We start from the raw sequence: 23,328 nt of genomic DNA, 5'->3' as shown, positions 1-23,328 counted from the left end.
CGTCCGGCGGGCGGCCGCTCCGGTCCGGCCGGTGCCGGACGCCCGCCCGAGGCGTCAGGCGAGCTTGAGGGTGGAGTCGGTCGCGGCCGTGACCTCGGCCAGGAGCGCCGGGTTCTCGTTGAGCCGCGTGCCGTGGCTCGGGATGATCTCGGTGAGCTTGGACTCCCAGCCGCCGAACTGGGCGGGGAAGCAGCGGCGCAGGACCTCGATCATGATCGGGGCCGCGGTGGAGGCGCCCGGGGAGGCGCCGAGCAGGCCGGAAATCGTCCCGTCGGCGCTCGTGATGACCTCGGTGCCGAACTGCAGGACGCCGCCCTTCCGGGGATCCTTCTTGATCACCTGGACGCGCTGGCCGGCGGTGATGAGCTCCCACTCGCCGGAGACGGCGCCCGGGAAGTACTCGCGCAGCGCCTCGTCCTTCTTGCCGCGGGACTTCAGCACCTCCTTGACCAGGTAGGCCGTGAGGTCCAGGTTGTCCTTGCCGACGGCGAGCATCGAGAGCAGGTTGTGCAGGCGCAGCGAGCGCGGAAGGTCCCAGAAGGAGCCCGTCTTGAGGAAGTTCGTCGAGAACCCGGCGTACGGGCCGAACATCAGGGAGCGCTTGCCGTCCACGAAGCGGGTGTCGAGGTGCGGCACGGACATCGGCGGGGCGCCGACCGAGGCCTGGCCGTAGACCTTGGCGTGGTGGCGGGCGATCGTCGCGTCGTTGGTGTTGCGCAGGAACTGGCCGGAGACGGGGAAGCCGCCGAAGCCCTTGATCTCCGGGATGCCGGAGAGCTGGAGCAGGTGCAGGGCCCCGCCGCCGGCACCCACGAACACGAACTTGGCGTGCACGGTGTGCTTTTGCCCCGTCGCGTTGTTCTTCACCGTCAGGGTCCAGCCGCCGCCCGAGCGCTCGAGGCGCGTGACGCGGTGCCCGAAGTGCAGCTCGGTGCCGGCGGAGCCGAGGTGGGAGGTCAGCTGGCGGGTGAGCGAGCCGAAATCGACGTCGGTGCCGCCCGCGACGCGCGACGCCGCGACGCGGTGTGCGCCGTCGCGGCCCTCGGCCACGAGCGGCGCCCACTCGCCGATGGTGCCGAGGTCCTCGGTGTGCTCGATGGCCTCGAACAGGGGCTGCGCCTTGAGGGCCTCGTAGCGGGTGCGCAGGTAGTCGGCGTGCGCGTCGCCGAGGACGAAGCTCATGTGGGGGAGCGGGTTGATGAAGGACTCGGGCGCGCCGACGTGGCCCTGCTCGACGAGGTAGGCGTAGAACTGGCGGGAGACCTGGTACTGCTCGTTGATGCCGACGGCCTTCGCGGGGTCGACGCTGCCGTCCTTGGCGGCCGGCGTGTAGTTCAGCTCGCAGAGCGCGGAGTGCCCGGTCCCGGCGTTGTTCCACGGGCCGGAGGACTCGAGCCCGGCCTGGTCCAGGTTCTCGAACAATCCCATGGTCCACCCGGGCTCGAGCTGCTTGATGAGCGCGCCGAGCGTGGCGCTCATGATGCCCCCGCCGATCAGCGCGACGTCGAGGTTCTGGGTGGGGGTGGTCGCGGACACAGGCATTCTCCATCATCGGACGATCTGGGTGGCTTACGCCAAGGTTAGCGCGGCGCCTCGAGGCGGATGAAATCCCCGCCGGCCCGGGGCGTCAGTCCGTGACGACGTTCACGCGGTCGAACACCTCGTCGAGGACGGGGCTCGAGGGATAGCTCGTCACGGACTGGCCGACGGCGACGGCGGAGATCGGGTAGGCGATCGGCAGGGCCGGCAGGTCCGCGGCCAGCAGCTCGCCGATCGCCCGGTAGGCCTCCGTCCGCTCGTCGCCCGGGGCCATGGAACGCGCCGTCGTGATCTGCGTGCGCAGCGCGGTGGGCGCGTAGCCGAACTGGCGGGCCGAGGCGCCGAAGATCGAGCTGAGGAAGTGGTCCGGGTCGCGGTAGGAACCGGACCAGCCCAGGAGGTTGAAGCCCGGCTGCTCGCCGCCGAGGACCTGCTGGAGGTAGCCCTCGGACCAGGGCACGGGGACCGGTCGGATCGTGATTCCGACGGCGGAGAGCTGGCGGCTCAGTTCCGCGTAGATCCGCTCGGGCAGGGGGAGGTACGCCCGCGTGATGCCGAGCGGGTACGTGAAGGGGACCGGTTCGCCGTCGTACCCCGCCTCGGCCAGCAGCTCGCGTGCCGCGTCCGGGTTGTAGCCGTAGTAGCCCTCCGGGCTCGGCACCCCGAGGCTCGGCGGCAGGAAGCTCCGCGCCTCCTTGGTGCCGGAGATGAAGAAGCGCTCGATCAGCCGCTGCCGGTCCACGGCGTGCGCCACGGCCTGGCGGACCGAGACATCGGCCAGGACGGCGTTCTGCTGGTTCATGCCGAGGAAGAAGACGGAGAACGGATCGCGCTGCAACAGCTGCTGGCCGCCGCGGACGAGCTCGCGCAGCTCGTCGAGGGTGACCATGTCGTAGCCGTCGATGTCGCCGCGGCGCAGCGAGCGCAAGCGGGATCCGGCATCGCGCAGCACGCCGAACTCGACCGTGTCCACCTGGCCGCGGTCCTGCCAGTGGCCGTCGAAGGACTCGAGCACGACGCGGTCGCCGTCGACCTGGGCGAACGCGAACGGGCCCGTGCCGACGGGTGCCGCGCCGAAGGCGGAACGGGGCGCGCCGTTCTCGTCGAGCTCGACCTCGTCGGCCGCGAGCTCCTCGAGCGCCCGGGGGGAGGCGATGCCGAAGCCGGCCATCGTCAGGGCCTCGATCAGGCCGGTCAGCGGGGCGCGGAGCCGCAGCTCGAACGTCATGGGGTCCACGGCGGTGCAGCCGGCGAAGTAGCTCGCCCCGTCCAGGACCTCCCCGACGATGCCCTCGACCTCGGCGTCTTCGAGGGCCTCCGCCCGGTCGGCCAGGGTGTCCTGGCCGCCGGTGTCGGCGACGACGGGGGCCGGGGGCTGCGGGTGGTGGTGGAAGACGGAGTCGAACGCCTGTCCCGGGCGGGCCCCGAGCTCGGGCGGGAGGGAGGCCCAGCGCTGGAAGTTGGCGACGCAGGCCTCGGCGTCGAACGCGGTGCCGTCGTGGAAGAGGACGCCCTGGCGCAGCGTGAAGCGGTAGCGCAGGCCGTCGTCGGAGACGGTCCAGCCCGTGGCCAGGGCGGGCGTCGGCGCCCCGGTGTTGGGGTCGACGCCGACGAGGGTCTCGAAGACCTGGCGCGTGATGCGGAACGACTCGTTGTCGACCGCGAGCGCGGGGTCGAGGGTCTCGGGCGCCGCGGCCGTGCCGAAGCGGAAGACGAGCGGCTCGGGATCCCCCGTGGGACCGGGAGTGGTGGCCGGGGTCCCGACGGTGCCGGGGGTGCAGCCGGCGAGGGCCGCGGCCGCCACCGCGCCGAGTCCCAGGAAGCCGCGGCGTCCCAGAAGGCGGGGCCGCACGAGGCGTGCGTCGTCGTGTCCGGCGCTGCGCTCCACGCGTGCTCCTTGGGGTCGGGGCCTGCACGGCCCGGCGGTCGGGGGTGTGCCTGGTGCAACGCACGGGGCCCCGCGGAAGATCCACGGGGCCCCGCGCGGCGCGTCCGGTGCGGCCGCGCAGAAGTGCGAGCGGGGGGACTTGAACCCCCACGTCCGAAGACACTGGAACCTAAATCCAGCGCGTCTGCCAATTTCGCCACGCTCGCGCGGACCGGGCTTGCGCGAAGCCCCGTTCAGTGTAGCCGACGGCCCTGCGCGGCCGGTCAGGCCGAGGCGAGCCCGAGGTCGCGGTGGAGCTTGGCGACGTGTCCCTTGGCCCGGACGTTGTATTGCGCCAGTTCGACGACGCCGTGCTCGTCGACGACGATCGTGGAGCGGATGAGTCCCTCGTAGGTGCGGCCGTAGTTCTTCTTCTCGCCCCACGCGCCGTAGGCGAGGGCCACGGCGTGGTCCTCGTCGGCGAGCAGGGTGAAGCCGAGGTCCTGGTTCCGGGCGAAGGCCTTGAGCTTCTCCGGGGTGTCGGGGGAGAGGCCGACGACCCGGTAACCGGCCGCGGCCAGGGAGCCGAGGGTGTCGTTGAAGTCGCAGGCCTGCTGCGTGCAGGCCGGGGTCGAGGCCGCGGGGTAGAAGTAGAGGACGGTCTTGCGGCCGGCGAACGAGTCGAGGGTGTGCGTGGCGCCTTCGGAGTCCGGCAGGGCGAAGGCCGGGGCGCGGTCCCCGGTGGTCAGGCGGGCGGCGGTCTGCGTCATCGTCGGTCCTTACGTTCGCGTGCGTTTCGGGTGCAGATGCAGAAGGAGGCCGGCCTGTTCGGCCGGCCTCCTTCGGGCTGGTGCACCCCCCGGGACTTGAACCCGGAACCCATTGATTAAGAGTCAATTGCTCTGCCAATTGAGCTAGAGGTGCATCATGCTGGGCGGCTGGTTCGTTTCCGACCGACCGCGTCTGCAACGGGATAAGACACTACCAGCGCTCCCCGCCCGATGCAAAACGGAACGGGGCAATGAGATCGACGTCACCTGCGCGCGTGCCGTGGCCGGGCCTAGGCTGGCTTGCATGGAACCCGTCACCGTCTTCACCTTCCCCGATTCCGCGCTGCTCGAGGCCTGCTCGCCCCTGCCCGAGGGGGTGCGTGCGGGCGTCTGGGACCTCGACGGCGACCCGGTCGGCGTGGACCTGGAGGAGATCGAGGCGGTGGTGCTTCCGTACATCATGTCCGGAGGCTCCTTCTCCGCCGTGCGCAGGGCCCCGAACGTGCGGATCGTGCAGACCCAGTCCACGGGGTACGACGGCGTGGCGGAGCGCGTGGGAGGGCACGTCGCCGTGGCCTCGGCCGCCGGGGTGCACGCCGCGGCGACGGCGGAGCTCGCGGTCGGCCTGGCCCTGTCCTCCCTGCGCGGGCTCGACGAGGCGGCCCGGGACCAGCATGCGCGCCGCTGGGCGCCCGCCCGGTGGCGCGGTCTCGCCGACCGCAGGGTCGGCATCGTGGGCGTCGGCGGCATCGGCGAGGAGATCCGCCGCCGCCTGGAGCCGTTCGAGGTGGACCTCGTGCGGATCGGCCGCGGCGCGCGCGAGGACGGCCACGGCCGGATCCACGGCATCGACGAGCTCCCGGAGCTCGCCGGCGGGCTCGAGGTCCTGGTCCTGATCGTTCCGCTGGACGACTCGACGCACCACCTCGTCGACGCCGCCCTGCTCGCGCGGCTGCCCGACGGCGCGCTCGTGGTCAACGTGGCCCGCGGCCCCGTCGTCGACACCGACGCCCTCACCGCGGAGGTCGCCTCGGGGCGCCTGAAGTGCGCCCTCGACGTCGTGGATCCGGAACCGCTGCCGGAGGACCACCCGCTGTGGACCCTTCCGGGAGCGTTCATCACGCCGCACAACGGCGGCAACACGGACGCCTTTCCGCCGCGCATCACGGCCCTGCTCAAGCGCCAGATCGCGGCGCTGGCGCAGGGGCGCACGCCGGAGAACCTGGTCCACGAGGGGGACCGGCTGCTGGCCGGGCGGTAGACGCCCGGGATCCCTTACGCCTGGTTCGGAGCGTCGACGCATCGCCCTGGTCTGGAATGCAGATCGTGGGGGCTGGTTCTGGGTGTCGACGCTTTGCCCTGGTCTGGAATGCAGATCGTGGGGGCTTCGCGGCCCTGAAGCCACATCATCTGCAGGGCAGACTCGGGGAGACCGCCTGCGAGGGTTCAGGCGGACTCGCCCGAGATCTGCCGGCGCTTTTCGAAGGCGTGCTCGAGCCGGTCCAGGAACCTCGCGCGGCCGTTGGCGGTGAAGATGGCCTTGTCGGCCCGCACGACGATCCAGCCCAGGGATTCGTAGGCGAAGTCCCGGTTGATGTCCTTTCCGAGCTGGACCAGCTCGGAGTGGTGGGCACCCTCGTACTGGATGGCGATGCGGAGTTCCCTGTACTGCAGGTCCGGCAGGATCGTGGCTCCGCCGGGGCGGCTGACGGGTCGGTTGACGAGCGGTTCGGGATAGCCCGCCTCCACGATGAGCTGGCGCAGGATCGACTCCGGCCGCGAATCGACGCCGGGACGCATCATGGCCAGGGCCTTGCGCGCGGCGACGGCTCCCGGGATCCGTCCGCGACGGGCGAGTACGGCGGAAAGCCGCTCGACGGAGGAGATCGGGTGCCGGCCCAGGGGCCCTGACCGCCGGTTCGGGCCATCGCCTCTTTGGAGCAGGGAGTCCCCGGCGACCACGAGCTCCCTGACGTCCAGGCCCAGGGCGGCCAGATCGGTCCACGTCCACTCCGCGCTCGTCAGGCGCAGCGCGTCGAAGCTCCGGACGTCCTCCTTCGTGAGGGGAGCGGTGTGGCCGACGACGCCCTTGCGCCGTGGTGCCGCACCCCGTCCCGCGACCCGGGTCAGGTGGACCGGGCAGGTCGATTCGTGGCGCCGTTCGAGCCACATGCCCCACGCCTGGGCGGCACTCGTGTGGCTCACGTACGTGTCCGGTGTGATCGTCGAGTAGACCGCGAGGACCTGCCGCGCATCCGACTCGAACGCCGAGTTGATGCGGAGCCCGCGGCTGGGGACCGTCATCTCCGGCAGCCTCAACTGATGCCGGGTGACTCCGCCGGCAAGGGCGTCTTCGGCCGTGAAGATGCCCTTCTGGGCGGCGTCGGGCAGGCTCTTGCGTCGTGACATGAACCCATCGTCGCCCGGATGAGGCCGGCGCGATCTGGGTTATCCACAGGCGACGGCGCCCGCCGCGGGCCGCCACGCCGAGGATCGGCCCGGCCTGCCTTCTTTCGCTTGCAGATCGTGGGGGGTTCGCGGCCCTGAAGCCACATCATCTGCAGACCAGACCAGACCAGACCAGACCAGACCAGACCAGACCAGACCAAGCCGAGGTGGGAGGGGCCTAGTCGGCCGGGGCCGGCTCCTGCTCGGTGGAGAAGTCCTCGAGGCGGGTCATGAACTCGTCCATGAAGGCGCGGAAGTCCAGCGCGTCAGCCGCCTGGTCCAGCCGGACCAGGGACCCGCCGTCGGGAGATGCGGCCGGCGGGAGCGCAACGCTCGGCGCGTCCGCGACGTCGAAGCGGTAGACGCGGCCCGTGGTCGTCCCGACCTCGTAGCCGCCCTCCCGGACCTCGGCGAGGTGGGACACGTTCGTGAGGTTGATGGACACGGCATCGTCCAGGGGGGAGAGGTCGCGGGGCTGCAGGGGCGCCACGATGAGCTCGAGCGGCTGCCTCCGGTAGCCCACCACGAAGCTGCCCCCGCCGCCGGAACGACCGGCGCCGAAGACCAGGTTGTAGCTGCCGAAGTTGGGAATCTGCTCGTCGAAGGCGCCATGGAGGTGGGCCTTCAGCGCGGCGTCGCGTGCGTCGTCGTTCGTATCGTTCCCCATGGCAACCAGCATAGGCGCAGCCGCCGACGGCGTCCCCCGGAATGTTGCGGGAGCCGGTCACGGGTTCGTTGCGATACCGGAGCGTCACTAGAATCGCCAGCATGAGCCAGGACACCACTCCAGACATCAAGCCACGCAGCCGCGCCGTCACCGACGGCATCCACGCCGCACCGGCCCGCGGCATGTTCCGCGCCGTCGGCATGGGCGACGACGACTTCGCCAAGCCGCAGATCGGCGTCGCGAGCTCCTGGAACGAGATCACCCCCTGCAACCTCTCCCTGAACCGCCTCGCCCAAGGTGCCAAGGAAGGCGTCCACGCCGGTGGCGGCTTCCCCATGCAGTTCGGCACGATCTCCGTCTCCGACGGCATCTCCATGGGGCATGAGGGCATGCACTTCTCCCTCGTGTCCCGCGAGGTCATCGCCGACTCGGTCGAGACGGTCATGATGGCCGAGCGGATCGACGGCTCCGTCCTGCTGGCCGGCTGCGACAAGTCCCTTCCCGGCATGCTCATGGCGGCGGCCCGCCTGGACCTCGCGAGCGTCTTCCTCTACGCCGGCACCATCATGCCCGGCTTCGCCAAGCTCGAGGACGGAACGGAGAAGGAGGTCACGCTCATCGACGCCTTCGAGGCCGTCGGGGCGTGCGCCGCGGGCACCATGAGCGCCAAGGACCTCGACGCGATCGAGCGGGCCATCTGTCCCGGCGAGGGCGCGTGCGGCGGCATGTACACCGCCAACACGATGGCCTCCGTCGGCGAGGCGCTCGGCATGTCCCTGCCCGGCTCCGCCGCCCCGCCGTCCGCCGACCGGCGACGCGACATGTACGCCCGCAAGTCGGGCGAGGCGGTCGTGAACCTGCTGCGCAAGGGCATCACGGCCCGGCAGATCCTCACCAAGAAGGCCTTCGAGAACGCCATCGCCGTCACCATGGCGTTCGGCGGTTCCACCAACGCCGTGCTCCACCTGCTCGCGATCGCGCGCGAGGCCGAGGTCGAGCTGACCCTCGACGACTTCACGCGCATCGGCCAGAAGGTCCCGCACCTCGCGGACATGAAGCCCTTCGGCCGCTACGTCATGTACGACCTCGACAAGATCGGCGGCGTGCCCGTCGTCATGAAGGCCCTCCTCGACGCCGGCCTGCTGCACGGCGACGCGCTCACCGTCACGGGCAAGACCGTCGCGGAGAACCTGGCCGAGATCGATCCGCCGTCCCTCGACGGCAAGGTCCTGCGCACCCTCGACAACCCGCTCCACGCCACCGGCGGCGTGACGGTGCTGCACGGCTCGCTCGCCCCCGAGGGAGCGGTCGTGAAGTCGGCCGGCTTCGACGCCGACGTCTTCGAGGGCACGGCGCGCGTCTTCGAGCGCGAGCAGGGGGCGCTCGACGCGCTCGACCACGGCGGGATCAAGGCCGGAGACGTCGTCGTCATCCGCTACGAGGGACCCAAGGGCGGTCCCGGCATGCGGGAGATGCTCGCCATCACCGGTGCCATCAAGGGCGCCGGCCTGGGCAAGGACGTCCTGCTGCTCACCGACGGCCGCTTCTCCGGCGGGACGACGGGGCTGTGCATCGGCCACGTCTCGCCCGAGGCCGTCGACGGCGGCCCGATCGCCTTCGTCAAGGACGGGGACCGCATCCGCGTGGACATCGCCGCCCGGACGTTCGACCTGCTCGTCGACGAGGCGGAGCTCGAGGCGCGCAAGGTCGGCTGGGAGCCGCTCCCGGCCAAGTTCACGACGGGCGTCCTCGGCAAGTACGTCAAGCTCGTCAACTCGGCGAGCGTCGGCGCCTACTGCGGCTGACGCAAGGCGTCCGGTGGTCGGAAGTGTCCAGCCACCGGACGCCTTGTCCACATAGTGAGACGGCCGGGCGGCGTGTTGACAGTGTTCCCGACAGGCGGGGAGACTGGGGGACATGCACAAGACCACCGTTGTCCTACGAGTTACCAGGCGCGTCGCCTAGGTCCCATCGTCGGACCGGTGACGCGCAACCCCGCTGAGGCTTCGAGGCCGCCAGAGGGGTTTTTTTATGCGCAGAACCAACGGAGAGAAGGAAGAATCCTATGAGTAACGGAACACCCATCAGCCCCTCGCTGGTGGCCAAGGCCGCGGGCCGTGCCAAGGATGCTGCTCCTGTCTCTTCCGCCGTGGATGCACCGGGTCCCGTGCAGGGGCCCAACAACACCGTTGCACCCACGCAGATGACTGGCTCACAAGCCATCGTCCGCGCACTGGAAGAACTGGGCGTCACCGACGTCTTCGGGTTGCCGGGCGGGGCCATCCTCCCCACCTACGACCCACTGATGGACTCGACCAGGATCAACCACGTCCTGGTCCGCCACGAACAGGGAGCCGGGCACGCCGCCCAGGGCTACGCCATGGTCACCGGGGAAGTCGGGGTGTGCATCGCCACCTCCGGCCCGGGCGCCACCAACCTCGTTACGGCGATCGCCGACGCCCACATGGACTCCGTCCCGATGGTGGCCATCACCGGCCAGGTCGGCAGCGCGTTCATCGGCAGCGACGCCTTCCAGGAGGCGGACATCGTGGGCATCACGATGCCCATCACCAAGCACTCGTTCCTCGTCACCCGCGCCGCGGACATCCCGCGCGTCATGGCCGAGGCGTTCCACATCGCCGGCACGGGCCGCCCCGGTCCCGTGCTCGTGGACATCACCAAGGACGCCCAGCAGGCCACGATGGAGTTCTCCTGGCCGCCGCAGATCGACCTGCCCGGCTACCGCACCGTGGTGCGCGGGCACTCCAAGCAGGTCCGCGAGGCGGCGAAGCTGATCCAGGCCTCGTCCCGTCCCGTGTTCTACGTCGGTGGCGGCGTCATCAAGGGGCACGCCTCGCAGGAGCTGCGCGAGCTCGCCGAGCTCGTGGGGGCCCCCGTGGTGACCACGCTCCAGGCCCGGGGCGCGTTCCCGGACTCGCACGAGCAGCACGTCGGGATGCCCGGGATGCACGGCTCCGTCACCGCGGTGACCGCGCTGCAGCAGTCCGACCTGCTGATCACGCTCGGGGCCCGCTTCGACGACCGCGTCACCGGCGTCCTCTCCACCTTCGCGCCCCACGCCAAGGTGATCCACGCCGACATCGACCCGGCCGAGATCTCCAAGAACCGCGCCGCGGACATCCCGATCGTCGGCTCGGTCAAGGAGATCATCCCGGAGCTGCTCGAGGCCTGCCGGACGCGCTTCGCCGAGGACGGCGCCCCGGAGCTCGCCCCGTGGTGGGCGACCCTGAACCGCCTGCGGGAGACCTACCCGATCGGCTACACGGACACGAACGACGGGCTGTCCGCTCCGCAGAACGTGATCCAGCGGATCGGCGAGCTGACCGGTCCGGAAGGCGTCTACGTCGCCGGCGTCGGCCAGCACCAGATGTGGGCGGCCCAGTTCGTCAAGTACGAGCGGCCCCACCAGTGGCTGAACTCGGGCGGCCTCGGCACCATGGGCTACTCGGTGCCGGCGGCCATGGGGGCCAAGGTCGGGAACCCGGACCGCGTGGTGTGGGCGATCGACGGCGACGGCTGCTTCCAGATGACCAACCAGGAACTGGCCACGTGCGTCATCAACAACATCCCGATCAAGGTCGCCGTCATCAACAACTCCTCGCTCGGCATGGTGAGGCAGTGGCAGACGCTCTTCTATGAGGCCCGCTACTCCAACACCGACCTGAACACGGGCCACGGAACGGCCCGCGTGCCCGACTTCGTCAAGCTCGCCGACGCCTACGGCTGCGCCGGGCTGCGCTGCGAGCGGGACGAGGACATCGACGCCACCATCCAGCAGGCGCTCGCGATCAACGACCGCCCGGTCGTGGTCGACTTCGTCGTCAGCCGCGACGCGATGGTGTGGCCGATGGTGCCCTCGGGCGTCAGCAACGACGCCATCCAGATCGCCCGCGGCATGACCCCTGATTGGGAAGAGGAGGACTGACCATGGCACGCCACACGCTGTCCGTGCTCGTCGAGGACGTCCCGGGCGTCCTGACCCGCGTGGCCGGGCTCTTCGCCCGCCGCGCGTTCAACATCCACTCGCTCGCCGTCGGACCGACCGAGGTCTCCGGGATGTCCCGGGTCACGGTCGTCGTCGACGCCGAGGGTGACCTGCTCGAGCAGGTCACCAAGCAGCTGAACAAGCTCATCAACGTCATCAAGATCGTCGAACTCACCCCCGACTCGTCCGTGCAGCGGGACCACATCCTGGTCAAGGTGCGCGCGGATCCGGCGACCCGGCTGCAGGTAACCCAGGCGGCCGACCTCTTCCGTGCCTCGGTCGTGGACGTCTCCACCGACTCGCTCATCATCGAGGCCACGGGCACCGCCGAGAAGCTGAACGCGCTCCTGTCCGTGCTGGAGCCGTTCGGCGTCCGTGAAATCGTCCAGTCAGGGACCCTGGCCATCGGCCGGGGCTCCAAATCGATGTCGGACCGCGCCCTGCGCTCCGTCTCCGCTTGAAACCGCCCTTCTAAGGAGTAACCAAAGTGACCGAACTGTTCTACGACGACGACGCCGACCTGTCGATCATCCAGGGCCGCACCGTCGCCATCATCGGCTACGGCTCCCAGGGCCACGCCCACGCGCTGAACCTGCGCGACTCCGGCGTCGACGTGCGCGTCGGCCTGAAGGAGGGCTCGAAGTCCCGGGCCAAGGCCGAGGCCGAGGGCCTGCGCGTCGTCACCGTCGGCGAGGCCGCCGCCGAGGCCGACGTCATCATGATCCTGACCCCGGACCAGGTCCAGGCGAAGGTCTACGCCGAGGAGATCGCCGACAAGCTGCAGCCGGGCGACGCCCTGTTCTTCGGCCACGGCTTCAACATCCGCTTCGGCTTCATCCAGCCGCCGGCCGACGTCGACGTCGCGCTCGTCGCCCCGAAGGCCCCGGGCCACACGGTGCGCCGCGAGTTCGAGGCCGGCCGCGGCATCCCGGACCTGATCGCGATCGAGCAGGACCACTCGGGCGCCGCCCGCGAGCTGGCCCTGTCCTACGCCAAGGCCATCGGCGGAACCCGCGCGGGCGTCATCGAGACCACCTTCACCGAGGAGACGGAGACCGACCTCTTCGGCGAGCAGGCGGTGCTCTGCGGAGGCGCCTCGCAGCTGATCCAGTACGGCTTCGAGACCCTCACCGAGGCCGGCTACAAGCCGGAGATCGCCTACTTCGAGGTGCTCCACGAGCTCAAGCTGATCGTGGACCTGATGTGGGAGGGCGGCATCGCCAAGCAGCGCTGGTCCGTCTCCGACACGGCCGAGTACGGCGACTACGTCTCCGGCCCGCGCGTGATCACCCCGGAGGTGAAGGAGAACATGAAGGCCGTCCTGGCCGACATCCAGTCCGGCGCCTTCGCCCAGCGGTTCATGGACGACCAGGCCGCGGGCGGCAAGGAGTTCCTCGAGCTGCGCAAGAAGGGCGAGGACCACCCGATCGAGTCCACGGGGCGCGAGCTGCGCAAGATGTTCAGCTGGGTCGCCGCGAACGACGACTACACCGAGGGCGTCGCCGCGCGCTAACGGCGCGGTTCCCGTCCCACGGGGTACGACGGCGGCTCCCGCGCTTCGGCGCGGGGGCCGCCGTCCGTCGTCGTGCCCTGGGCGTAACATCCGGAGCCCGAACGCGATGGCCCGCGGGGGCGCGGGATAACCTTGGACGGGCGCCCCTGTGGGCGGCCGCCACGTTCACCGCATCCAACAGCAAAGGTGCCACCGAAGTGTCAGATCCCAAGCCCGTAGTCCTGCTGGCCGAAGAGCTTTCCCCCGCGACCGTCGAGGCGCTCGGGCCGGACTTCGAGATCCGCCGGACGGACGGTGCCGACCGTGCCCAGCTGCTGTCCGCGATCGCAGACGTCGACGCGATCCTGGTGCGTTCGGCGACCAAGGTCGACGCCGAGGCGATCGCCGCCGCCGGACGCCTGAAGGTCATCGCCCGTGCCGGAGTCGGCCTCGACAACGTCGACATCAAGGCCGCCACGCAGGCCGGCGTCATGGTGGTCAACGCGCCGACCTCCAACATCATCTCCGCCGCGGAATTGACCGTTGGGCACATCGTCTCGCTCGCCCGCCGGATCCCCGCGGCCAACGCCTCCCTCAAGGGCGGTGCCTGGAAGCGCTCCGCGTACACCGGCGTCGAACTGTTCGAGAAGACGGCCGGCATCATCGGGCTGGGCCGCATCGGCGCCCTCGTCGCCGCGCGGCTGCAGGGCTTCGGCATGAACGTCGTCGCCTACGACCCCTACGTCACCTCGGCCCGCGCGCAGCAGCTCGGCGTGCACCTGCTCGAGCTCGACGAGCTGCTCGAGACGTCGGACTTCATCACCATCCACATGCCCAAGACCCCCGAGACGGTCGGCATGCTCGGTGCCGAGGCCTTCGCCAAGATGAAGGACTCCGCCTACGTCGTCAACGTGGCCCGTGGCGGCCTCGTCGACGAGGAGGCGCTCTACGCCGCCCTCAAGGAGGGGACCATCGCCGGCGCCGGGCTCGACGTCTTCGTCAGCGAGCCGAGCACCGAGCTGCCGTTCTTCGAGTTCGAGAACGTCACCGTCACGCCCCACCTCGGCGCCTCCACCGACGAGGCGCAGGAGAAGGCCGGCATCTCGGTGGCCAAGTCAGTGCGCCTGGCCCTCTCCGGCGAACTCGTCCCGGACGCCGTGAACGTCGCGGGCGGCGTGATCGACGAGAACGTCCGCCCCGGCATCCCGCTGATCGAGAAGCTCGGGCGCATCTTCACCGCGCTGACGAGCGACTCGCTGACCACCATCGACGTCGTCGTCGCGGGCGAGATCGCCTCCCTCGACGTCAAGGCGCTCGAGCTCTCCGCGCTCAAGGGCGTCTTCCGCGACGTCGTCTCGGAGCAGGTCTCCTACGTCAACGCTCCCGTGCTCGCGGAGCAGCGCGGGATCGCCACGCGCCTCGTGACCACGTCCGAGTCGCCCGAGTACCGCAACGTGCTGACCCTGAACGGAGCGCTGTCCGACGGCACGCAGCTCTCCGTCGCCGGCACCCTGACCGGTCCCAAGCAGGTCGAGAAGCTCGTCGGGATCAACGGCTACGAGCTCGAGATCCCGATCGCCGAGCACCTGATCGTGCTGCTCTACCAGGACCGCCCGGGCGTCATCGGCTCCCTCGGCACGGCATTCGGAACCCACGGGATCAACATCGCCGCCATGCAGGTGGCGCGCAAGGAGGAGGGCGGGCCGGCGCTGGCCGTGCTCGCCGTCGACTCGGCCCTTCCGGCCGGGATCCTCGACGAGGTGAAGGCGTCCGTCGGCGCGAGCGTGGCCCGCGAGGTGAACCTCGAGGACGATTAGAAGCCGCCGGCGCCCCGCGCCGGCGGTGCAGCGAAAGGGTCCCCGGCCGTCGGCCGGGGACCCTTTCGCCTTGCTGCCGAGGTCCGGCTAGGACTCCCGGCTCATGTAGCCGCCCGCCGTGACACGGACGACCGTCGTCGTGGAGCCCACCTTGATGGTGAGCTTGGTGGCGCCGTTCGGGTACTTGCCGGTCGTCACGGAGACTGCCGCGGTGGAACGGGCCGGGACGATCACGGAGAACAGCCCGAGGTTGTTGGACTGGTGCTTGAAGACGACCTGATCGGAGGGGACCCTGACCTGTTCGGTGGGGTAGTAGTGCCCGCGCGGTGCCGCGCTGACGACGCCGGGCGCCACGTTGCGGTGGATGAGCGTCGAACCGGCGGGGACGCTCGAGATGCCGCTGAACGGCACCTGGACGATCGTCGTCTTCGTGGCCGAGCCCGGGGCCGAGGACTGGATCGTCGTCCGGTTCACGACCTTGGAGGTCTGGTCCGAGGGGAGGTTCCACAGGGTCTCGACCGTGTGCGTCTTCGCCTTGTCGTTGATCCTCACGCGGTCCAGGACCACCGCGATGTCGGGATCCTTCATCACGAGGATCCCGCGGGTGCGCTGGCCCTTGGTGTTGAAGGCCTGTGTCATCTCGACGAAGTCGCGGTCGCCCCGGGGGGAGTAGGCCTTCCTCGTCACGGTCGCGGGACCGCCCTTGCTCATGACGGTCGTCGGGATGAACGTGGTGCTGTGGGCGACCTCGCTGAAGCCCCAGCCCCGCCACGTGGTGCCGACGATGCCGGGGTGGCCGCCCTCGATGATCACGTCGCGCCCGCGCGCCGTGTAGAGGAACTCGAGGAGGTCGCCGCGATGCGCCTTCTTCTCGCGTCCCGTGCCCCCACGGAACAGCCAGGAGTTCTCGTTGCTGAAGCCCGTCGCGCGGGATCCCCACGAGGAGCGGCCGAAGGCCATGCCGTTCTTGTAGATGGCGATGCGGTGCTTCGGCGCCGTGCCCTGCCGCCCGTTGCTGCCCGCGTACTGCATGTGCGGGGTGCCCGTGGCCGACGCGCTCAGGAGCTTGCTGTCCCCGTATTGGTGGTAGCGGCCGATGGAGTTGACCATGTGCGCGACCGAGGTGCCGAGGAGCCCGAGGCGCTCGTTGAACGCGGCGGAGCTCCAACCGCAGGCGGTCATCAGTTCCTGCATCTGCGCGAAGAGGCTGTAGTTGAAGAGGGCGTACGACGGCGAGGCCTCGTTGCTCAGGCCCTCGGCGTTGACCTGGGTCGGGAAGGCCTGGGCGATCCGGTCGACGGCCGTCTGCTGGTAACGCCGCTCCCCGAGCAGGCAGCCCGTCCGCAGGAGCGCGAGGTTCTCCATGGAGCCGTGGTTGTGGGCTCCCGACCAGCGGGTCACGTTCTGCTCGGCATGTCGGTGGATGGCGGGCAGCAGCCACGCGGCGTTGGCCGGCAGGGCGCCGCCGTTCTGCTCCATCAGGACCTCCCGCAGGCACAACAGCGTGTTGAGCCGGTGGGTGTTCGATTCCTCGACGTCGGTGTTGCCCTTCCAGCTTCCCTGGTGGTCCTTGACCCAGTCCTCGGCCACGGTCGCGGCGCGCGCCAGGGCGGCCGCATCGCCGGCACGCCCGGCCTCGATGTTGTTGCCGAGCCAGCGGAGGCTGTGGAACCACAACCGCCAGCCCAGGTCCTTGTAGGGATTGGCGGCCCAGTTGATGTTTCCGCGGCCGTCGCCGACCTTGGCGGGCGCGTAGATGTGCCAGGCGTAGATGTCCTGATTGACCTGTGACACCGGGTTGTCGCGGGGCACCAGGCCGTAGCCCTGACAGCGGTACTGGGCCGGCACGGCGGCGGCCGTGGACTGTCGGGCCTTGCTCCGTTGCGGCGCGGGAAGGGGTGAAGAGAATTCCATGTCCCTCAGGGCGGGGACCTCCGGCGGCACGTAGCCTCCCGGGACGGTGCCGAGGTCCTCCGGTTCCCAGAAGCCTCCGACCTCGCCGTCTGCGGACGGCCACTCGCCGGGAACCGCCCCGCCCTGCTCCGTGGTGCCGGATCCGGCCCCCCGGGGGGCCTCCTGCGCGGCGGCGATGGCCGGCGTCGTCCCGATGACCAAGGCCGTCGCCAACAGCGCGGCAGACCAACGATGGAGCGTGCTTCCCATGGATCTTCCCCCGGATTCCCCTGCCCGGTTCCCCCGATTGGTTCCGGCGCTCCCGTCAGGATAGCGCGTGGAACGCACCCGGACCCGATGCGGTCGACACGGTGTTTCGCCCGCGCGTTTCCCCTGTCCGTTTGCTTGACTGGTTCGCATGTCCAGTACCGGAAGCCGCTCCAGCGAACGCAGCGGCCCGCGGCCCGTTGACGGCCCGCCCGTCGCGCCGCCCGGAGGCCGCTGGTGGCGCCCCCTCTTCTGGACGCTCACGGGGGTGACCGTGGCCGTCGTCGCGGCGTCGGCGCTCATGCCGCTCGTCGTCGGCGTCTCGGCGGGGGACAGGACCTCTCCGGTCCGGGTCTTCTTCGACGTGACCGGCGAGCGCAACCTCCCGACGTGGTGGAACTCGGGGCTCCTGATGCTCGCGGGATTCCTCAGCCTCTGCGTCGGCGTGCCGATCGCGGCCGCCGTGCTGCTCTTCGCGTGGTTCGCCGCGCGCTCGCTGCCCCGGCCGAGCCGCGTCCTGCTGGCCTGGGGGCTCGGCATCTTCTTCGCCGGGGCCATTGGCGTGGAGGCGCTCACCGGGCTCCTGCTGCCGCAGATCGGCCTCGGTTCCCCGCTCTACGTCGCGCTCTACCACGTCGAGGAGTTCCTCGAGTGCGTCGGCGCCGGGGTGCTGTGCGTCATGCCGCTGTCGGCGTCCGCCGTCGAGAGGATCCCGGGCAGCGGCCTGCGGGCCCGTTGGCTGCCGTTGGCGCCCCCGGCCGCGTCTCCGTCTGCGTCCGGCGCCCCGCCTGCGGTAGATTCTTCGGGTGACCATCAACGCTGAGCCCACCCCGTTCTACATCACCACGGCCATCTCCTACCCGAACGGCACCCCGCACATCGGGCACGCCTACGAGTTCATCGCGGCCGACGCGATGGCGCGCTTCAAGCGCCTCGACGGCTACGACGTCTTCTTCCTCACGGGCACGGACGAGCACGGGCAGAAGATGCTGCAGACGGCGGAGAAGGAGGGGATCAGCCCGCGGGAGCTGGCCCAGCGGAACTCCGACGTCTTCCAGGAGACGCAGGACGAGCTCGCGATCAGCTACGACCGCTTCATCCGCACGACCGACGCCGACCACTACGAGGCCGCGCAGGCCATCTGGCGGCGCATGGAGGCCAACGGGGACATCTACCTCGACAAGTACTCCGGCTGGTACTCGGTCCGCGACGAGGCGTTCCACTCCGAAGAGGACACCGAGGTCCGCGAGGACGGCGTGCGCTACGCCAAGGAGACGGACACCGAGGTGACCTGGACCGAGGAGGAGTCGTACTTCTTCCGGCTCTCCGCGTACCAGGACCGGCTCCTGGCGCTCTACCGGGACCAGCCGTCCTTCGGCGCCCCGCGCTCGCGCTTCAACGAGGTCATCCGCTTCGTCGAGCGCGGCCTCGAGGACCTGTCCATCTCCCGCACGACCTTCGACTGGGGCGTGCCCGTCCCGGGCAACCCGAGGCACGTGATGTACGTGTGGGTCGACGCCCTGACCAACTACCTCACGGGCGTCGGCTTCCCCGAGACCGGCTCTCCCGCCTTCCGGCGCTACTGGCCGGCGGACGTCCACGTCATCGGCAAGGACATCTCCCGCTTCCACGCCATCTACTGGCCGGCGTTCCTCATGAGCGCCGGACTCGAGCTGCCCGAGCGGGTCATGATCCACGGCCACCTGCACAACAACGGCGTGAAGATGTCCAAGTCGCTGGGCAACACCGTCGCCCCGACCGACTGGACGCAGGTCTACGGGCTGGACCAGACGCGCTTCTTCCTGCTCCGCGAGGTCGCGTTCGGCGCCGACGGCAACTACAGCCACGAGGCGATCGTCTCGCGCATGAACTCGGACCTGGCCAACAACCTCGGCAACCTCGCCCAGCGCTCGCTGTCGATGGTCGCCAAGAACTGCGGCGCAAGCGTCCCGGCGCCGGGCGGGCATTCCGACGCCGACCTCGCCCTGCTCGGGGCCGCCGACGCCCTGCTCGAGTCCAGCCGGGACTACTACTCGAGGCAGGAGTTCAGCCGCGCGCTCGAGGCCGCCTGGAACGTCCTGGGCGACGCGAACGCCTACTTCGCCGAGCAGCAGCCCTGGGTCCTGCGCAAGACGGACCCGGCGCGCATGGAGACGGTGCTCTACACGACGCTCGAGGTCGTGCGGAAGGTCGCCCTGCTCGCGCAGCCCGTCATGCCGGGTTCCGCCGGGCGGCTCCTGGACGCGCTCGGCCAGCCCAAGGGGGCCGCGCGCAGCTTCGCCGCCTTCGGCACGCCGCTCGAGCCGGGCACCGCGCTGCCGGCCCCGCAGCCGGTCTTCCCGAAGTTCGAGGAACAGGCCGGTTAACCGCCGTGGAACGTGCCCGGACCGGGAAGGGAGCCGTGTGAAGAAGTCGATCTTCATGTACGGCGGCTGCGTCACGCGCGATTCCTTCGCCTACATCGAGGACGAGTACCGGCTCGTCAAGTACGTCGCACGGCAGTCGCTCATCAGCGCCGGGCATCCGCCCGTGGACATCGCGCCGGAGCAGTCGCGGCTGGAGTCCAGCTTCCAGAACTCCCAGCTCCGGGGCGACATCGAGTCCAGCCTCCTGCCGGCCCTGCGCTCGCAGGCGGCCTCCGTCGACGCCGTGGTGCTGGACCTCGTCGTCGAACGGCTGGGCGTGGTCAAGTTCGGCGACGGGTTCCTGACGCGCTCCAACGAGTTGTCCAAGAGCCCCGCCCACGCCCTGCTGACCCCTGAGCACGAGGTGGTGCGGTTCGCGACGCCGCGCCACCTGCGCTTGTGGAAGTACTCGGCCCGCCGCCTGGTGCAGACGCTGTCCCGCCGGGGCGCCCTGGAGCGCACCGTGGTCCTCGACACGCCCTGGGCCACGCACTCGAACAGCGGCGCGCCCGTCGCCGGCTACCGGAACAGGCCGTCGGAGGCCATGAACGAGCTCTACCGGCCCTACTTCGCGTATCTCGCCGAGCTCGGCGTGCGGGTCGAGCGCCTGCCGGACGAGTTCGTCGTCGCGGACGACGACCACCAGTGGGGCGTGGCCCCGTACCACTACGTGCCCGCCGCGTACGAGTGGATCGCGTCGGTGGTCCGCTCGGTTCCGCCCCCCGCCTCCTGATCCCGGCGGTCGTCCGCCGGGACCAGGGGAGCGGGACGCCCGCCGCGTGCTCGGCGGGCCCCGGCGTCGCCCCTACTCCGTCGCGAGGCCCTCGACGGGGGAGAGCCGCGCCGCGCGCCGGCCCGGCACCACGGAGGCCGCGAGCGCGGCGAGGACCGCGACCGCCAGCACGAGGGCCAGCTGGGCCCACGGGACGGAGACGTGGATCGACGCGAAGGAGCCGATCGCGGACTGCGCCCCCAGGATGCCGTAGCCTGCGCCGAGGGCGGCGCCGAGGACCGCTGCCACGCCGGCGATGAGGACCGCCTCGAGCGCGAGCATCCCGCGCAGCTGTCCCCGGGTCAGGCCGAGGGCGCGCAGCAGCGATGACTCCCGCGTGCGTTCCAGCACGGAGAGGCTCAGCGTGTTGGCGACGCCGATGAGCGCGATGAAGACCGCCACGGCGAGCAGCCCGCTGACCACGAGCAGGAGCGTGTCGATCACCTGGGTGAACATGGCCCGCTCGAGCGCCCCGCCGGAGACGGCGTAGTCGGGCACCCCCAGCTGCGCGGACACGGCGGCCGCCAGCTCGGTGAGGGCGGCGGCGTCGAGCCCCGGATCGGCCTTGAGCCACAGCAGCGGCGTCATGCCCTGGGCGGCGAGCTCGGCCGCACCCAGGCCGGCGGTCCAGCCGGCCGCGGTCCCGCTCGTCACGAGCGGATCAAGGTAGTTGGCCCGCGTCGTCAGCGTGGCGAGCGGCCCCGAGACGGCCCCGGAGAGCGGTTCGACCGTCACCGTGGACTCCTCGACGTGCTGTGGGACGACGATCTCGCCGGGCCCCGGGACCATCGCCGGGTCGTTGACGACGGCGGCGAGGGCCGCCTCGTCGGCCGCGTACACGGGCGTGCCCGTCGGGCCATGGGCCACGGGGACGAGCAGGGCGGCGGAGGCGACGCCGTCGATCCCTTCCAGCGCGGCGGCGTCCGCGGCCGTGTAGCCGGTGTGGGTTCCGGGCGCGGCGCCGTCCACGGGTCCGGAGTCGTAGACGGTGAGGTCCACGAGGTACTCGCTGCCGAGTTCGGCCTCGAGGGTCGCCTTGGTGGTCTGGGCTCCGACCATCATCATCGCCACGAGCGTGACGCCGATGAGCAGGGCGGTCGCCGTGGTCGAGGTCCGGGCGGGGTTCCGCACGGCGTTGAGCGAGGCGAGGCGCGCCGGCACCCCACGCCCGCCGACGAGGCCGCACAGGCGCACGGCGGGCGGCAGGAAGACCGAGGCGAGGAGCAGGAGCCCCGTGAAGGACACGAGGCCGCCCGCGAAGCCCACGAGCAGTTGCGCCGCCGCGGCGCCCAGCGCCAGGAGCGCGCCGCCGCCGAGCAGCAGCACCGTCCCGGCCACGATCCGGAACCGTCCGGCCCGGTTGCCCGCGGTCGCCTCCTCCGCGGGCCGCAGGGCGGCCAGCGGGGCGACGCGCATCGCCCGGCGGGCCGGGAGCCACGCCGCGGTCAGCGTCATGAGCGTTCCGACGCCGAGCCCCGCCAGGACGGCGCCCGCGGGGACGGCCAGCACGGCGAAGGACGCCTCGGGAAGCGTGCCCACGTAGGCCACGAGGCCCGCCATGACGCCGATGGCCAGCAGCACGCCGAGGCCCGAGGCGACGAGGCCGACGAGGAGGGCCTCCACGAGGACCGAGCGGCGGATCTGCTGCTTGACGGCGCCGAGCGTCCGGAGCAGGGCGAGCTCGCGCGTGCGCTGGGCCACGAGGACGGCGAAGGTGTTCATGACGACGAGTCCGGTGACCACGAGGGCCACGAGCGCGAACACGAGGAGCACGATGGTCAGCTGGTCCTGTCCGCCCGTGAAGCCGGCGAGGTCCTGCGTCGTGCGCTCCGCCGGGGTCTGCACGATGGGCGCCGCGATCCCCGAGTCCCCGAGCGCCTTGGCGGCCGCCGCGGCGACCCCCACGGGATCGGCCCCGGCGTCGAGGCGCATCAGGAGGGCCTGGTAGACGGTGTCCCCGCCGAGGAGGCGTTCCGCGACCGCGGGCGCCGCGGTGAGCTGCGGGAAGCCGGAGACGAAGGGGTCGCTGCTCGGCACGCTCAGCCCCGCGACGGCGACGTCGAGGCTGAACGGCGTCCCGTCCGGGTCCGCCCCGGACAGGACGAGCCGGTCGCCGACGCCCACGCCGAGGCGCCCGGCGCTGCGCTCGTCGAGGAGGACGGAGCCGTCGTCGCCCGGCCAGTCGCCCGTGGCGAGGACCGTGCCGCGCAGCGCGGCGTCGTCGGCGAGGGGAAGGACGACGGCGTTGTGCTCGCCGTCGCCGGCCTGGAGCCTGCCGAAGCCGCGGAAGAGGGGGGACGCCGCGGCGACGCCGTCGAGCGCCTGCACGGCGTCGAGCTGGGCCGGGCCGAGCTGCCCGGCGTCCGGGACGCCGGGCTCGGTGCCGGCGACGAGCCCGGCCGGCTGGTAGGCCTCGCCGACGCTGCGCTCCAGGGACGCGGTGGTGGAGGCGTTGACCATGAGGGTCGCGGAGAGGAACGCGGTGCCGATCATCACGGCCAGGACCACCGCGATGAAGCGCCGCGCGTGCGTCCTGAGGTTGGCCAGGGCGAGCCCGAGCATGTCAGGCCCCCAATCCGGCCAGCGCAGCGGTGACGTTCTCCGGCGTCGGATCCTGCAGCCGGCCGACGATCTCCCCGTCGCGCATGAGCAGGACCTCGTCCGCGTAGCCGGCCGCCACCGGGTCGTGGGTGACCATGATGATGGTCTGGCCCATGTCGCGGGCCGAGGCCTTCAGGAGCGTGAGCACCTCGGCCCCCGTGCGGGTGTCGAGGTTGCCCGTGGGCTCGTCCCCGAAGACGACCTCGGGCCGCGTCAGGAGCGCCCGGGCCACGGCGACGCGCTGCTGCTGGCCGCCGGAGAGCTCGTGGGGCTTGTGGCCGAGGCGGTCGCCCAGGCCGAGGGTGTCGACGACGGTCGCGAGCCACTCGGCGTCGGGCCGGCGGCCGGCGAGCTGCAGCGGCAGGACGATGTTCTGCTCGGCGGTGAGGGTGGGGACCAGGTTGAAGGACTGGAAGACGAACCCGATCGTGTCCCGGCGCAGGCGGGTGAGCTGGTTGTCGTCGAGGCGGGTGATGTCCTGCCCCGCGATGAGGATCTCGCCGGAGGTGGCGGTGTCGAGGCCGGCGAGGCAGTGCATGAGGGTGGACTTGCCGGACCCCGAGGGGCCCATGATGGCGGTGAAGCGGCCGCGTTCGAACGCGACGTCGACGCCGCGCAGGGCCTCGACCCGGGTGTCGCCGGATCCGTAGTGCTTGGTCAGGCCGCGGGCCGCGACGGCCGCGGTGGACGTCGGGAGGGAGGTGTCGGTGATGGTCATGGCCTCCACGCTACGGAGGCCGGCGCCCGCGGGGCATCCACCGGGCGGACGGACTCCCAGGGCCGG

17 protein-coding genes and 2 tRNA genes are annotated in these 23,328 nt (G+C 71.1%); 9 read left to right on the top strand and 10 right to left on the bottom strand.

The genetic code is table 11. The features are described from left to right. Positions 1 to 54 precede the first annotated feature (54 nt). From AC0QR5_RS04900 to AC0QR5_RS04880, 5 genes are all read right to left on the bottom strand, one after another. On the bottom strand, positions 55 to 1,542 hold the full coding sequence (locus AC0QR5_RS04900; RefSeq protein WP_329860910.1) for a malate:quinone oxidoreductase: 1,488 nt from the start codon (positions 1,540 to 1,542) through the stop codon (positions 55 to 57). Positions 1,543 to 1,627: 85 nt separating this feature from the next. Further along, positions 1,628 to 3,427, bottom strand: a complete 1,800-nt coding sequence (locus tag AC0QR5_RS04895) for an ABC transporter substrate-binding protein (protein WP_329860908.1) — start codon at positions 3,425 to 3,427, stop codon at positions 1,628 to 1,630. Positions 3,428 to 3,551: 124 nt separating this feature from the next. Beyond that, a tRNA-Leu gene (locus AC0QR5_RS04890) sits at positions 3,552 to 3,633 on the bottom strand. A gap of 57 nt (positions 3,634 to 3,690) precedes the next feature. Beyond that, on the bottom strand, positions 3,691 to 4,176 hold the full coding sequence (bcp, locus tag AC0QR5_RS04885) for a thioredoxin-dependent thiol peroxidase (protein ID WP_329860907.1): 486 nt from the start codon (positions 4,174 to 4,176) through the stop codon (positions 3,691 to 3,693). Positions 4,177 to 4,254: 78 nt separating this feature from the next. Further along, positions 4,255 to 4,330, bottom strand: a tRNA-Lys gene (locus AC0QR5_RS04880). A 150-nt stretch (positions 4,331 to 4,480) separates the two neighbouring features. Here AC0QR5_RS04880 and AC0QR5_RS04875 point away from each other — a divergent pair. After that, the gene (locus AC0QR5_RS04875) at positions 4,481 to 5,437 is read left to right on the top strand and encodes a 2-hydroxyacid dehydrogenase (RefSeq protein WP_329860906.1); all 957 of its coding nucleotides are present in this window, start codon (positions 4,481 to 4,483) and stop codon (positions 5,435 to 5,437) included. Between the two features lie 185 nt (positions 5,438 to 5,622). On the opposite strand, the gene AC0QR5_RS04870 is transcribed toward AC0QR5_RS04875, so the two are convergent. Together AC0QR5_RS04870 and AC0QR5_RS04865 are read right to left on the bottom strand one after the other, a co-directional pair. Next, complete coding sequence (locus AC0QR5_RS04870) at positions 5,623 to 6,585, bottom strand: hypothetical protein (RefSeq protein WP_329860904.1); 963 nt, start codon at positions 6,583 to 6,585, stop codon at positions 5,623 to 5,625. A gap of 217 nt (positions 6,586 to 6,802) precedes the next feature. Beyond that, positions 6,803 to 7,291 carry a hypothetical protein gene (locus tag AC0QR5_RS04865; RefSeq protein ID WP_329860902.1) on the bottom strand — a complete coding sequence of 163 codons (489 nt, stop codon included), beginning with the start codon at positions 7,289 to 7,291 and terminating at the stop codon, positions 6,803 to 6,805. A 101-nt stretch (positions 7,292 to 7,392) separates the two neighbouring features. Here AC0QR5_RS04865 and ilvD point away from each other — a divergent pair, with 101 nt between their 5' ends. From ilvD to serA, 5 genes are all read left to right on the top strand, one after another. After that, positions 7,393 to 9,096 carry a dihydroxy-acid dehydratase gene (gene ilvD / locus AC0QR5_RS04860; RefSeq protein ID WP_329860901.1) on the top strand — a complete coding sequence of 568 codons (1,704 nt, stop codon included), beginning with the start codon at positions 7,393 to 7,395 and terminating at the stop codon, positions 9,094 to 9,096. A gap of 260 nt (positions 9,097 to 9,356) precedes the next feature. After that, positions 9,357 to 11,237 (top strand): acetolactate synthase large subunit, encoded by a 1,881-nt coding sequence (locus AC0QR5_RS04855; RefSeq protein WP_329860900.1) that lies wholly within the window; start codon positions 9,357 to 9,359, stop codon positions 11,235 to 11,237. 2 nt (positions 11,238 to 11,239) lie between these two features. Beyond that, complete coding sequence (ilvN, locus tag AC0QR5_RS04850; RefSeq protein ID WP_329860899.1) at positions 11,240 to 11,758, top strand: acetolactate synthase small subunit; 519 nt, start codon at positions 11,240 to 11,242, stop codon at positions 11,756 to 11,758. A 26-nt stretch (positions 11,759 to 11,784) separates the two neighbouring features. Beyond that, on the top strand, positions 11,785 to 12,810 hold the full coding sequence (gene ilvC / locus AC0QR5_RS04845; RefSeq protein WP_329860897.1) for a ketol-acid reductoisomerase: 1,026 nt from the start codon (positions 11,785 to 11,787) through the stop codon (positions 12,808 to 12,810). 197 nt (positions 12,811 to 13,007) lie between these two features. Then, positions 13,008 to 14,606 carry a phosphoglycerate dehydrogenase gene (gene serA, locus AC0QR5_RS04840; protein WP_329860896.1) on the top strand — a complete coding sequence of 533 codons (1,599 nt, stop codon included), beginning with the start codon at positions 13,008 to 13,010 and terminating at the stop codon, positions 14,604 to 14,606. A gap of 87 nt (positions 14,607 to 14,693) precedes the next feature. Here the strand turns inward: serA and AC0QR5_RS04835 are convergent, their stop codons facing one another. Beyond that, complete coding sequence (locus tag AC0QR5_RS04835; protein WP_329860895.1) at positions 14,694 to 16,769, bottom strand: heparinase II/III domain-containing protein; 2,076 nt, start codon at positions 16,767 to 16,769, stop codon at positions 14,694 to 14,696. A 148-nt stretch (positions 16,770 to 16,917) separates the two neighbouring features. On the opposite strand from AC0QR5_RS04835, the gene AC0QR5_RS04830 reads away from it, so the two are divergent. From AC0QR5_RS04830 to AC0QR5_RS04820, 3 genes are read left to right on the top strand one after another with little or no spacing between them, the layout of a single operon-like run. Beyond that, positions 16,918 to 17,589, top strand: coding sequence for a hypothetical protein (locus tag AC0QR5_RS04830; protein ID WP_329860894.1), 672 nt, complete (start codon positions 16,918 to 16,920; stop codon positions 17,587 to 17,589). After that, positions 17,579 to 19,132, top strand: a complete 1,554-nt coding sequence (gene metG / locus AC0QR5_RS04825) for a methionine--tRNA ligase (RefSeq protein WP_329860922.1) — start codon at positions 17,579 to 17,581, stop codon at positions 19,130 to 19,132. The genes AC0QR5_RS04830 and metG overlap by 11 nt, the downstream gene beginning before the upstream one ends. Positions 19,133 to 19,169: 37 nt before the next feature. After that, positions 19,170 to 19,904, top strand: coding sequence for a DUF6270 domain-containing protein (locus tag AC0QR5_RS04820; protein WP_329860893.1), 735 nt, complete (start codon positions 19,170 to 19,172; stop codon positions 19,902 to 19,904). Between the two features lie 72 nt (positions 19,905 to 19,976). On the opposite strand, the gene AC0QR5_RS04815 is transcribed toward AC0QR5_RS04820, so the two are convergent. Both AC0QR5_RS04815 and AC0QR5_RS04810 read right to left on the bottom strand, forming a co-directional pair. Further along, entirely contained in the window at positions 19,977 to 22,505 is a 2,529-nt protein-coding gene (locus AC0QR5_RS04815; protein ID WP_329860891.1) for an FtsX-like permease family protein, read from the bottom strand. A gap of 1 nt (position 22,506) precedes the next feature. Further along, the gene (locus AC0QR5_RS04810) at positions 22,507 to 23,262 is read right to left on the bottom strand and encodes an ABC transporter ATP-binding protein (protein ID WP_329860890.1); all 756 of its coding nucleotides are present in this window, start codon (positions 23,260 to 23,262) and stop codon (positions 22,507 to 22,509) included. Positions 23,263 to 23,328: the final 66 nt, after the last annotated feature.

It is taken from the genome of Arthrobacter sp. J156 (genome assembly GCF_056172865.1).
This window is presented reverse-complemented; position numbering and strand designations above follow the sequence as displayed.